The sequence below is a fragment of the Massilimicrobiota sp. SW1139 genome (genome assembly GCF_012027715.1).
Classification (GTDB): Bacteria; Bacillota_I; Bacilli_A; order Erysipelotrichales; family Coprobacillaceae; genus Allocoprobacillus; species Allocoprobacillus merdigallinarum.
Genome location: NZ_SJOR01000007.1, coordinates 29,113 through 42,874 on the forward strand (window position 1 = coordinate 29,113; position 13,762 = coordinate 42,874).

Consider the following 13,762-nt stretch of genomic DNA (forward strand, 5'->3'; position numbering starts at 1 on the left):
TATGGGTGAATTATTTCAACGTTTAAAAATGTATGAACCTCTATTTGGGAAATGGAAAATAGATTTTATTGCCATCACTTATACAGATATGGCATGGGTCTATTTGAAAGATGATTATGGCAATGATGCTTTAATGAAAGTGAAAACTTTATTTTGCTTAGAAGAAGATGTGGAAAATGAAGTTTATGAATTGATGAATAAATATGACATCTTGGATTTTCCTGATTTAACACATTCACCTTATTTAGAAGAAGAACATTATTATATTGAAGATGGATCTGAAGTCAAAGGTGTTGATATCTGTTTGTTGTCAAGATATTCACTAGAGGAAGATAACAATCAGCTTTTATCTACCAATGAATTGCTTCAATTAGGTCTACAATATATGAATGGACAGGATAGAGTTCAGGATGAATATCGTGCTTATCAATTGTTTGAAAAAGCAGCTTATCATTCACATGCCAAAGCTATTTGTTCACTTGGATATATGAATGAAGTAGGGTTAGGAACAAAAGTCAATAAGGAACAGGCAGTTGCTTTTTATCAGCAGGCTGCTGATTTGGGTGATAGTCTGGCAGCCTGTAATTATGCTTATTGCTGTTTAAAGGGGATAGGCTGTCAAAGCAATTTACAGCAGGCTTTTGAATATTTTGAAAAGTCTGCCCAAGATCAATATCCTCGAGCTGTTTATTATTTGGGAGAATGCTATTGCTTTGGTTATGGAACGCTCAAAGATGAAATGAAAGCCATGACTTATTATAAACAGGCAGTAGATTTAGGATATACACAAGCTAAATATAGCATTGGGTATTGTTATGAATATGGTATAGGTGTCGCTAAAGATCTTGAAAAAGCTTTTTTATGGTATTTGGATGGTGCCAAAGATGGTCTGCCTGTTGCACAGGTTCAAGTTGGTTTTGCCTATGAAGTTGGTGAAGGTGTTAAACAGGATAGTGAACAGGCTGTGTACTGGTATCAGCAGGCTTCGTCACAAAATTATGCACCTGCTCATTGTTATTTGGCATATTGCTATGAAATGGGAATTGGAACACCTGTTGACTTAAAAAAAGCAAAAGAACTTTATTTACTTAGTGCGAATATGGGATATCCTCGTGCTATGATGGCTTATGGACATATGATTGAAGATGAACATCCTGCATTAGCTTTGGATTATCTTAAGCGTAGTGCGGATTATGGCTATTATCCAGCCATCAATAAGTATGCCTATTATCTGGAAAAAGGAATAGGTATAGAAAAAAATGAAAAACTGGCATTTGAATATATTCAAAAAGCTGCCAATGATCAAGATGCTCAAGCGATGTGTACTTTAGGATACTACTATGAAATGGGCATAGGAACAAAAAAAGATACAGCCAAAGCTTTTGAATATTATCGTCAATCTGCTCAGGCAGGTCATTTACATGGTATGACAAACTGGGGTTATTGTTATGAAGCTGGTATTGGAACTGAGCAGGATTTGTCAAAGGCTATAGAGATTTATCAACAAGCTGCTGATTTAGGTTATGATGTGGCGCAATGTAATTTAGGATATTGCTATGAAGTGGGAATTGGGGTAGAACCTGATTTACAAAAAGCCAAAACCTTTTATTTATTAGCTGCAAAACAAGGACATTTAAGAGCTATGTGTAACTTGGCTTATTTATATGAACAGGGCGTTGATGGTCAACCTGATTATCAGGAAGCTAGAAAATGGTATGAGCAGGCTGCTCAATATCAATATCCTCGAGCACTTTGTTGTTTAGGATATTTCTATGATGAAGGATTAGGGGTTGAAGTTGATTTAGAAAAATCATTTGATTATTATCAACAGGCAGCTAATTTACATGATGGAGCCGCTTTGTGTACTTTAGGCTACTATTATGAAAACGGGATTGGCTGTCAAAAAGATGAACAACAGGCTGTAGAGTGTTATCGAAAATCAGCGGAATCTGGAAACTTGCGTGGTTTAACCAATTTAGGTTGCTGTTATGAACTCGGAATTGGAGTTGAAAAAGATTTATCTCAGGCTATTTCTTGTTATCAACAGGCAGCTGATTTAGGATTTGATGTTGCCCAATGGCGTTTAGGATACTGTTATGAAGATGGAATTGGTGTTGAACAGGACATGTCTAAGGCTATTCAATACTATCAGGAGGCTGCTAAACAAAATAATCCACGTGCTTTATGTGGCTTAGGTCTTATTTATGAAGAAGGTCGAGGAGTGCCGGTTGATTTAACGAAAGCTTTTGAATATTATCAACAAGGTGCACAACTGAATGATGAAGTCTGTCAATGTAATTTGGCTTTTTGTTATGAACATGGAATCGGTGTCGAGCAGGATTTTGCTCAGGCCAAATATTATTATGAATTATCAGCTCAAAAAGGATATCCAAGAGCTTTATGTAATTTGGGTGTCATGTATGAACTGGGACTAGGATGTCAAAAGGATGAAGAAAAAGCTTTACAGCTTTATTATCAAAGTGCAAAGTTTAATTATTCGCCTGCCATTTGCAATGAAGCCTCATGTTATGAAAATGGTATAGGGACAAAGGTCGATTTATTACATGCTTTTGAATTATATTTAAAAGCAGCTAAAAATCAATGGGCTCGAGCTATGTATCATGTTGGTCGTTTCTATGAAGATGGCTTAGGAATTGAAGTGGACATAGAAAAAGCTGTACAATATTATGAATTGGCTGGTCAAAATGGTATAGCAGATGGATATGTCGAAATGGGGAGAATGTATGAATGGGGCATATTGAAACAATCCAATGATCAAGCTATAGAATATTATCAAAAAGCGCTTGATATGCAATCACCACGTGCTTATTATGCACTTGGAAATATGTATAAAGATGGAAAAGGTGTTCAACAGGATTATTCAAAAGCGATTGATTATTTTCAACATGCCGCCAAGATGAATCACGCTTCATCGCTTTATAATCTGGCTGTGCTATATGATTTTGAAGCTGGTAAAGAGTTTGAAGATAAACAAAAAGCAATCACTTATTATCAGCAGGCTGTTGATTGTGGACATGCAGGGGCCATGAATAATCTGGCAGTCTGTTATAAAGAAGGAGATGGTGTCAGCAAAGATTTAAAAAAGGCTTTTGAATTATTTTTAAAAGCTGCCAACCTTAATAATGGACACGCTTATCTCAATCTTGCGAGAGCATATACGTATGGACAAGGAACACAGGTTTCTTTAAAAGATGCTAAATACTGGTGTCAAAAAGCACTGGATGCTCATATTGAGGGTGCTAATGATTTAATGAAAGTGATTAAAAGAAAGTCATTTTTGCATCCTAAAAAGATTAAATAAGGACAACACAGATGTGTTGTTTTTATTATGGAATAAAGTTTGGTATATTTCATAAGGGAATAACAATAAATATAGGAATTCACGCATAATTATGATATAATTACAAAATGAATTGAGGTGGAAAGATTATGAAATCAAAGATTTTAATAGTTGATGATGAAGAACATATTAGAGAATTAATCCGTTTTTATTTAGATAAAGAGGGATTCTCAGTGGTTCAGGCTGCTAGTGGAGAGGAAGCTTTACATCTTTTAGAAAATGAATATATTGATTTAGCAATTGTTGATATTATGATGCCAGTGATGGATGGATTTCAATTGGTAGAGGAAATGAAGGAAATGAAAGACATTCCCGTTATTATGTTAACTGCCAAATCACAGTCAGCAGATAAATTAAGAGGTTTTTCATTAGGAATAGATGATTATGTGACAAAACCATTTGATCCTGATGAACTTTTAGCAAGAGTGAAAACAATTTTAAAAAGATATAGTATCAATAGTCAGAATATTGTGACTTTACATGATGTGGTTTTTGATGGAGATAAATATGAAATCAGATATAAAGATCAAACAATTCATTTGCCTTTAAAACAGTTTGAATTGGCCTTTGAATTAGCGAAAAATCCTAATCAGATTTTTACTCGTGAACAGTTAATTGAAAAAATTTGGGGAATGGATTATGATGGATTTGATCGTACTGTAGATGTTCATATTAAACGTATTCGTGAAAATTTAGGACATTTGCCTGGATTTAAAGTTGTGACAGTAAGGGGATTAGGATATAAGATTGAGGTTGAACCATGAAATCCATTTATGGGAAGCTGATTATTGGATTTTTAGTCAGTATTTTATTTAGTTTTTCAATTGCTGGATATTTTTCATTGCGTAAAAATGCAAATGAACTGGGGTTACTGGCTGTTGAAGAACTTAAAAATTCAACAGAACTTATAGAAGATTTTATTCAATTAATAGATCGAGATGATTTAGATAAAATATTACAGGGTTATGCCTCAACTTCAGAAGTGAGTTTTTATATTGAAAGTAATGGTCAAAAAAAGACTTATGGAAATATCAAAGGAGAACATCTCTCTCATGAAGAAGCAGATGTTTTAAGAGAAAATATAGGACAAAGTATTATTTTACAAGATTCATCTATACGTATTTATGCAAAATCTTTTGAAGTCAAAAATCAAAATTATATTGTCTATGTTCAAAAAGATATGAGTAAAAGGGAAATGATTTTCTTTGATTCTGCTTTAATAGCTGTCTTTTGTATGCTTGTTGCTGGAAGTATCACATTTTTAGTCATTGCTGATATTATTGTTAAACCTATTTCACGTTTAACTAAAGCAACAAATGAATTATCAAAAGGAAATTATCGTGTTCGTGTTAATTATACTGGTAAGGATGAAATTGCACGTTTAAATCGCAGTTTTAATCAAATGGCTCAACAGCTTGCCAAGCAGGATGAAACACGTCAACAGTTCATATCTGATGTTTCACATGAGTTTCAAACGCCTTTAACGGCTATTCAAGGTTTTGCGACAATCTTAAAGAATGAAAAATTAACTGATGAGCAACGTCAAAAATATGCAGATATCATTTTATTTCATAGTAAACGTTTATCTACACTTTCTAAAAATATGTTACAGTTAACTTTATTGGATGGTGAAGATGTCAAATTAGAAATCAGTGAGTTCTCGTTAATTGAACAGTTAAATCGTGTTATTGAAACACAAGATAATTTTGCTTTAAGTAAAAATATTGAAATAGAATTTGAAATACCTAAAAATGATATTCGTATTGAAGCAGATGAGTCACGTTTAGAACAAGTGTGGATTAATTTGATCAACAATGCGATTAAATACACACAAGATAATGGAGTTGTCATGGTACATATCAAGAAAACATCTAAAGAAGTGGAAGTCAGTATCGAGGATACGGGTGTTGGTATGAGCAAAGAAGCTATTTCACATATTTTTGAACGTTTTTATCGTCAAGATAAATCACGAAGTGTAGAAGGCAATGGATTAGGGTTATCTATTGTAAAAAGAATTGTTGATTTACATAAGGGACGTATTGATGTTATATCAAGAGAAGAAGGAGGCAGTCGCTTTACCGTTCATTTGCCTCAGAATAAATCATTTCATATTAGTGAAAGACTTATAAAAAAAGAAAATCATGGTTAGAAAGGAATTGATTTATGTATTTAAAAAGAATTGAATTACATGGTTTTAAATCGTTTGCCGATAAATCAGTCATTGAATTTCAGCCAGGAATTACTGGGATAGTTGGTCCTAATGGTTGTGGAAAATCGAATATCAGCGATGCTGTCAGATGGGTATTAGGTGAACAGTCAGTGAAATCATTACGTGGTTCTAATATGTCCGATGTTATTTTTAATGGTAGTGAAGACCGTAAGGCACAAAATGTTGCTGAAGTGACACTTGTATTTGATAATGAAGATCGTTTTATGAATGTTGATTATAATGAAGTAGAAATAACAAGACGCTTATATCGTCAAAATAATGAGGCAGAATATTTAATTAATAAGGAACCATGTCGTTTAAAAGATATTGTTGATTTAATTATGGATACAGGTTTAGGTAGAGATTCACTTTCCATCATTTCACAGGGAAATATTTCTTCGTTTGCTGATAGTAAGCCTGAAGAAAGAAGAGGAATGTTTGAAGAAGCGGCAGGTGTAGCGAAGTATAAAAAAAGAAAGCTTGAATCGATTCGAAAATTAGAAAGAACAAAGGATAATTTGGATCGTGTTGAAGATATTTGTTTGGAATTAGAAAAACAGATTTCACCATTAAAACGTCAAAAGGAAAAAGCTGAAATTTACTTGGATTTAAAAGAACAGTTACAGTCTATTGAAGTAAGTGTACTGGTAAAAGGAATTGAAACTTTATCTCAATCTTTACAGGATTTAAATCAATCTTTAGATTTACTGGATAAAGAAAAAGTGACAATTGAAGGACAAATCTTAATTAATGAACAACAAAATGAAAGCTTAAAGAAAAAGATGTTTGATTTGGATCAGGAAGTCAATGGACTTCAAGGCCAACTTTTAACAGCTATGAATAATGTTAATCAATTAGAAACACAAAAAGTTGAGATTGATGCTAATCGTAAACATATTTTAGAAACAACTAATAAAGAAGATTTACAGGCACGCATGGAACAGTTAAAAGCCATTTTACAAGATGCTATTAGTGAATATAATGATCGTGTTAATCGTTATAATGAAACAAAGGAAGAAAAATTAACTTTGGAAGCTTCTCAAGAAAAAAATCGTGCTCAGATGAATGCTTTAAGACAGGATATTGAAAATCTTAATTTAAAATTGCATCAAGACCGTCACCGTAGAGAACAGCTGGTTGATTTGGTAGAAAACAAATCTGGGTATAGTTATGGTGTACGTTCTATTATAAAAGCTAAAGATTCCATGAATGGAATTGTAGGTGTACTTGGAGATTTATTAGAAACTCAAGAAGAATATGAAACAGCTTTAGCAGTTGCTTTAGGAAATGCAGTGCAGTTTATTGTGACTGATAGTGATGAAGATGCGAGACATGCTATTCATTTTTTAAAGAATAATAAATCAGGACGTGCAACATTTTTACCTATCACAACAATGAAGGAAAGACATTTGCGAGAAGAACATTTACTGGTATGTCAAAATACACAAGGATTTTTAGGTGTTATGAGTGATTTTGTGAGATATCCTGATAAAATTAAAACGATTGTTTTGAATCAATTAGGACATGTGATTGTAGCTGATACATTGGAGAATGCTTCTCTTTTATCAAAAGCAACATATGCCAGATATAAAATTGTAACTTTGGCTGGTGAAGTCATCAATGTGGGTGGTTCATTAACTGGAGGAAGTTTTAAACAATCTTCATCACTTTTAACAAATAAACGTGAATTAGAATTGTTACAGGAAACCATCCGTCAAAGTGAACAAGATATAACAATGAAGAAAGCCAAACTTAATGAATTAGATAATTTAGCAAGAGAAATTTCTCATAATCTTCTACAAAAACAGATGTCATTTGCTAAATTGGAGTTGGTTGTCACAAATAAGAAAAGTGAATTACAGATTGCCAAAAGTGAATATGAAAGTTTAACACATCAAAGCGTTGAATTATCAGAGATTGAAAAAGGAACGCAAGATAATCAATTGCTTCAAGAGCTAAATGAAGCTAAAAAAAGAAGAGATCGTTTAACTGAAAGTATTCAGGCTAAGCGAGAATTGCGTATGAGTTTTGTTAATGAAAATGATCAGCTGGAAGATACTTTGAAAGTCACACGAGCTCATTTAAGACAAATTCAAAACGATATGACACAAAAGCAGGTTGATAAAGCGAAACAGGAAACAGAACTGCAAAATCATTTACAGCGTTTAAATGAAGAATATAAGATGACATATGAATTTGCCAGTGAAGAATATGCTCGTGATATTGATATGCAAAAATCCAAAGAAGAAGTACGTTTATTAAGACATCAGATTGATTCTTTGGGACATGTCAACTTACAGGCTATTGAAGATTATGAAGAAGTGTCTACACGTTATGAAACTTTAAATCATCAGCGTTTAGATCTTATTCATGCTCAGGATAGTATTTTAAAAGCTATTGATGAAATGGATGAAATCATGGTTTCACGTTTTAGTGAAACATTTGAAAAGATTAATCATGAATTTAATATTGTGTTTAGAAATCTTTTTGGTGGTGGAAAAGCGGAATTGAAATATAGTGATCCTGATAATATTTTAGAAACAGGAATTGACATTGATGTACAGCCACCGGGAAAAGCTGTCCAGAATATCACTTTATTCTCGGGAGGAGAAAAAGCATTGATTGCCATCTCATGTCTGTTTGCTATTTTGCGTGTGCGACCAGTGCCAATGTGTATTTTAGATGAGGTTGAAGCCGCTTTGGATGTTGCGAATGTAGAACGTTTTGCCAAATATTTAAGAGAGTTTTCTCATCAGACACAATTTATTGTTGTCACTCATCGTGAGGGAACAATGGAAGAATGTGATCTGTTATATGGAGCTACTATGCAACAAAAAGGTGTGACAAAACTTGTGAGTGTGAAATTAAAGGATGCTATTGATTTGGCACAAACGGCATCATAGATGAAAAAATATTGACATATCATCAAGAAGTGTTATCTTTATGATATGTCAATCAGTTTGAGGAGGATGTTTATGGGCTTTTTTAGTAAAATCAAAGAAACATTAGTAGGAAAGTCAGCAAAACAAAATGATAAATATGTAGCTGGTTTGGATAAGTCTAATTCTTCATTTTCATCAAAAATCAATGAATTAGCAGCACGTTATCGTGAAATAGATGATGATTATTTTGAAGAACTGGAAAATATTTTGATTATGAGTGATGTTGGTGTCAATATGGTTATGACAATTGTGGATGAAATTAAAAAAGAAGTTCGTCTTCAAAACATCAAAGATCCTAAAGAAATTAATGAAATTATTATTGATAAGATGTTTGTCATTTATGCCAATGATTCCTATATGACAACGAAGATCAATTATGATGATGAAGATTTAACAGTTATTTTAATGATTGGTGTCAATGGTGCAGGGAAAACAACAACGATTGCTAAGTTGGCTCATATGATGCTAAATGAAGGTAAGACAGTCATGGTTGCTGCAGGTGATACTTTTAGAGCTGGGGCCATTGATCAGCTAGATGTCTGGGCTAAACGTCTAGGTATTGAATGTGTGAAAGGTAAAGAAGGTGGAGATCCGTCTTCAGTTGTCTTTGATGCTTTAAAACGTGCAAAAGAACAAAAAGTGGATGTTTTGATTTGTGATACAGCCGGACGTTTACAAAACAAAGTGAATCTTATGAACGAATTAGAAAAGATGAATCGTATCATAAAGCGTGTTGTACCACAGGGGCCACAGGAAACTCTTTTGGTTATTGATGCGACAACAGGACAGAATGGAGTTTCTCAGGCACAGGAATTTTCTAAAATCACGGATATTACAGGTCTTGTTTTAACAAAGATGGATGGAACTGCTAAAGGTGGTATTGTTTTATCTATTAAAGATGCTTTAAATATTCCAGTTAAATTTGTTGGTTTAGGTGAACAAATGGATGATTTACAGGAATTTGATCTTGAACAATATATCTATGGTTTATGCAAAGGATTATTGGAGAAATAATATGACATCACATTTAGAAAAGACACAACGTGTGAATTTGTTGATGGATTGTTATGGTGATTTATTGACAGATAAACAAAGACAATATTTATCGTTATATTATGAAGAAGATTTTTCTTTGTCTGAAATTGCTGAAGACCTGATGGTTTCTCGTAATGCTGTATATGATCAGCTAAAACGAGCAGTAGCTTCATTAGAAGAATATGAGTCAAAGCTTCATTTAATGGAAAAGCATATTGAGCGTATGGCTTTGATTCAAAAAATTGAAAATCAGCAAATTGATAATCAACAAATGCAAGATTATTTAGAAATGTTAAAGAAGATATAGGAGGATAAAATATGGCTTTTGAATCGCTTTCTGAAAGATTGCAGGAGAGTTTAAAAAAGATTAGAGGACAAGCAACTTTAACAGAAGAAAATATGGACGAGATGCTTCGAGAAATTAGATTGGCTTTATTAGAAGCAGACGTGAATTTTCAAGTTGTTAAAGAATTTATTGCGAATACGAAACAAAAAGCTTTGGGACAGGATGTCTTAGGTTCATTAAAACCTGGACAGGTCGTTGTCAAGATTGTTCATGATGAGCTGGTTGAATTATTAGGAACAACAGTCAGTGAACTAGATTTATCAAAAAAACCAACAGTTATTATGATGGTTGGATTGCAAGGTTCTGGGAAAACAACAACTTCTGGAAAGATTGCAAAATTATTATCTAAAAAATATAGTAAAAATCCATTATTGGTTGCGGCAGATATTTATCGTCCAGCTGCAGTTGATCAGTTAAAGACGCTTGGGGAACAATTAGATATTCCAGTCTTTGAAAAGGGAACAGATGTGAAAGCAGAACAAATTGTCAGTGAGGCTATGAATTATGCTTATGCGAATCATCATGATGTTGTTCTTATTGATACTGCTGGTCGTTTACATATTGATGAACCTTTAATGAATGAATTACAGAACATTAAAGATATTGTTCATCCTAGTGAAATCTTATTAGTTGTTGATGCATTGACAGGACAAGACATTGTCAATGTTGCTCAATCATTCCATGATCATTTACAAATTACAGGTGCTGTTCTAACAAAATTAGATGGTGATTCACGAGGTGGGGGAGCACTATCTATTCGTCATATTACACATGTACCGATTAAGTTCATTGGGACTGGTGAAAAATTAGATGCGATTGATTTATTCTATCCAGATCGTATGGCAGATCGTATTTTAGGAATGGGTGATGTCGTTTCATTGGTTGAAAAAGTTCAAGATGTTTATGATGAAAAAGAAACAATGAAAACATTTGAACGTATGAAACGTGGTACTTTTGGTTTGGATGATATGCTTGAACAAATGCATCAAGTTAGAAAATTAGGACCTTTATCTGGTATTTTAAAGATGATTCCAGGTATGCCAAAAATGCCTCAAATCAATGATGAAGATACTGATAAAAAATTAAAATTAACAGAATCCATTATATATTCCATGACATTAGAAGAAAGACGTGATCCTTCTATTTTAAATGCTAAACGTAAAGAAAGAATTGCAAAAGGATGTGGACGTAGTGTGGCTGATGTCAATCGTTTGATAAAACAGTTTGAAGCTTCTAAACAAATGATGAAACAGATGGGAAATTTAGATCCAACAACGGGTATGCCTACGCAAAGGCCACAAAATCGTATGAATTTTAATCCTAATCGTAAAAAGGAAAGACATAAGAAGAAAAAGAAAAGATAGCCAAAAGTCCTTATTGATGATATAATCAATAAGGCTTTTGCATATTGTGAAGCTATGTAAAGAATATGTAAAAAATATAAAATAAAAGAATTTATACAGAAAGTATGATAGTATTATAGGAAAATAAATGATTGGAGATAGTAAAATGGATCAAAATCAAATTAAAGGATTAACTCATGGTGAAGTGCTACAACGTCAGCAACGTGGTGAAGTTAATCGACAACAAAAAACAATTAGTAAAAGTTATAGTCAGATATTTCGTGAAAATATCTGTACATTATTTAATTTATTAAATGTTTTAATTGCGATTGCTTTAGCGCTTGTTGGAGCTTGGTCAAATCTTGTTTTTATTGTGATTATCATTGCTAATGTCTGTATAGGAATTATTCAAGAGATACACGCTAAAAAGCTGGTTGATGAGTTATCATTGCTGATGATTCCTCATGTTAAAGTTTTAAGAGATCAGCAACAAGTGACAATTCATGTTGATGAAATCGTAATGGATGATATTATGATTTTAGAAGCAGGAGATCAGATTTGTTGTGACAGTGTTGTTATTGATGGTGAAATTGAAGCTAATGAATCTTTATTAACTGGAGAATCTGATCCTATTCATAAAAATCAAGAAAGTGATTTGCTTTCAGGAAGTAGTGTTATTAGTGGAAAATGTCATGCAAAAGTTATTCATGTTGGTGAAGATAACTATACATCACGTTTAACAAATGAAGTCAAAAAAGCAAAAGAATTACAATCAGAATTATTAAATTCAATGCGTAAAGTAACAAAAGTGACAAGTTTTATGATTGTTCCTTTAGGAATCATTTTATTTCTTGAAGCTTATTTTCTTAGACAAGATGCTTTGTCACAGGCTGTGATCAGTAGTTCTGCAGGTTTATTAGGAATGTTGCCAAAAGGGCTTGTTCTATTGATGAGTGTAAGTTTGGCAGCAGGAGTCACAAAACTTGCTAAGCAGAAAATTTTAATTCAGGATATTTATTCTTTAGAAACACTTGCTCATGTTGATACATTATGTTTGGATAAAACAGGAACAATAACAAATGGAAAAATGAAAGTTGAAAAGGTAGAGTTTTTATCTTCTTTATCATCTGAAACATTTACAGAATATTTTGGTTCTTATTTGCATTATAGTGATGATAACAATGCAACTTATCAAGCAATATGTGATCATTTTACACTGAATGAAAAACATGTTCCAAGTCAAAAGGTTGCCTTTTCATCACAACGAAAATGGAGTGCCATGACATTTGATGATTATGGAAGTATTGTTATGGGAGCACCTGAACGTTTAATGAAGAATCTACCAGCATCTTTAATGCAGCAGATTGAAGATGGTAAACGTGTAATTATTATTGCATATACTCAAAATAAGCTTGATGCTAAAGCTCCACTTCCTGAAGTGACACCAGTTTTGGCTATTGTTTTAACTGATATGATACGTAAAGATGTTGAAAAAACATTGCAGTATTTTGATAGTCAGGGTGTAGATGTGAAAGTTATTTCAGGAGATCATGTTTTGGCTGTCTCTAAGATTGCTCAAATGGCAGGATTGAAAAATTATGATAAGTATATTGATTTAAGTGAAGTTCAAAATAGTGAAAGTCAAATGGATGAACTTGTGAATCAATATTCAGTTTTTGGTAGAGTGACACCTCAACAGAAAAAATGGCTTGTTGAAGCATTAAAAAGACAAGGTCATACAGTCGCAATGACAGGTGATGGGGTGAATGATATGTTGGCTTTAAAAGAGGCAGATTGTAGTATTGCGATTGCTGAAGGTAGTGAAGCAGTTAAGCAGTTATCTCAAATTGTTTTATTGAATTCAGAGTTTTCATGTTTGCCTGAAGTTGTTTTAGAAGGACGTCGAGTTGTTAATAACTTAACAAGAGTTGCTAGTGTTTTCTTTATTAAAACAATTTATTCTATTATTTTAACAATAGCATGTGCAATCTGTAATATTCCATTCCCATTTATTCCTATTCAAATTACTTTAATTGACTTTGCAATTGAAGCTTGGCCATCATTTTTAACATTGTTGGAACCACAAACACAAAAAATCAAGGGGCAGTTCTTACCAACAGTATTAAAAAATACATTCCCTCATGCTTGTGGTGTCTTATTATGTTTTTTACTTGTTTATACAGGTCGACCATTATTCCATATTCCTATGGAACAAAGTGTCACAATGATGTATTTGGCACTTGCATGTATGAGTATGCAGGCTGTCATCGTTTCAAGTTTCCCAATGACGAAATTACGTTTATTTGTCTGTGTAACTATGGTTTTAGGATTTATTTTGGCTATCCTTTTATTCCATCAATTATTACACATCACAATGCTTACATATTCTCAAATCATTCTCACAATCATTATTACTTGCATTGGATTGCTCTTTAAGGAGGTTGTTAGACATATTATTGCTTTCAAAACAAAAGATGTTAAGTAAAAATACTTGACACATTTCAAATATATGTTATACTAGGAAAG

At 32.9% G+C, this 13,762-nt stretch carries 8 protein-coding genes; all 8 read left to right on the forward strand.

All coding sequences use genetic code 11. The features are described from left to right. Window position 1 precedes the first annotated feature (1 nt). Window positions 2-3,322, forward strand: coding sequence for an SEL1-like repeat protein (locus E0K96_RS05535; RefSeq protein WP_168081789.1), 3,321 nt, complete (start codon window positions 2-4; stop codon window positions 3,320-3,322). A 128-nt stretch (window positions 3,323-3,450) separates the two neighbouring features. Further along, complete coding sequence (locus tag E0K96_RS05540; RefSeq protein WP_087242923.1) at window positions 3,451-4,125, forward strand: response regulator transcription factor; 675 nt, start codon at window positions 3,451-3,453, stop codon at window positions 4,123-4,125. Next, entirely contained in the window at window positions 4,122-5,510 is a 1,389-nt protein-coding gene (locus E0K96_RS05545; protein WP_087242921.1) for a sensor histidine kinase, read from the forward strand. The genes E0K96_RS05540 and E0K96_RS05545 overlap by 4 nt, the downstream gene beginning before the upstream one ends. 14 nt (window positions 5,511-5,524) lie before the next feature. Continuing rightward, window positions 5,525-8,473, forward strand: a complete 2,949-nt coding sequence (locus E0K96_RS05550) for a chromosome segregation protein SMC (protein ID WP_087297698.1) — start codon at window positions 5,525-5,527, stop codon at window positions 8,471-8,473. A gap of 72 nt (window positions 8,474-8,545) precedes the next feature. After that, complete coding sequence (ftsY, locus tag E0K96_RS05555; protein ID WP_087242917.1) at window positions 8,546-9,526, forward strand: signal recognition particle-docking protein FtsY; 981 nt, start codon at window positions 8,546-8,548, stop codon at window positions 9,524-9,526. Window position 9,527: 1 nt separating this feature from the next. Then, entirely contained in the window at window positions 9,528-9,854 is a 327-nt protein-coding gene (ylxM, locus tag E0K96_RS05560; protein ID WP_087242915.1) for a YlxM family DNA-binding protein, read from the forward strand. Between the two features lie 11 nt (window positions 9,855-9,865). Further along, complete coding sequence (ffh, locus tag E0K96_RS05565; protein WP_087297697.1) at window positions 9,866-11,257, forward strand: signal recognition particle protein; 1,392 nt, start codon at window positions 9,866-9,868, stop codon at window positions 11,255-11,257. Window positions 11,258-11,402: 145 nt separating this feature from the next. Next, complete coding sequence (locus E0K96_RS05570) at window positions 11,403-13,721, forward strand: cation-translocating P-type ATPase (protein WP_168081791.1); 2,319 nt, start codon at window positions 11,403-11,405, stop codon at window positions 13,719-13,721. The last annotated feature ends 41 nt before the right edge of the window (window positions 13,722-13,762 follow it).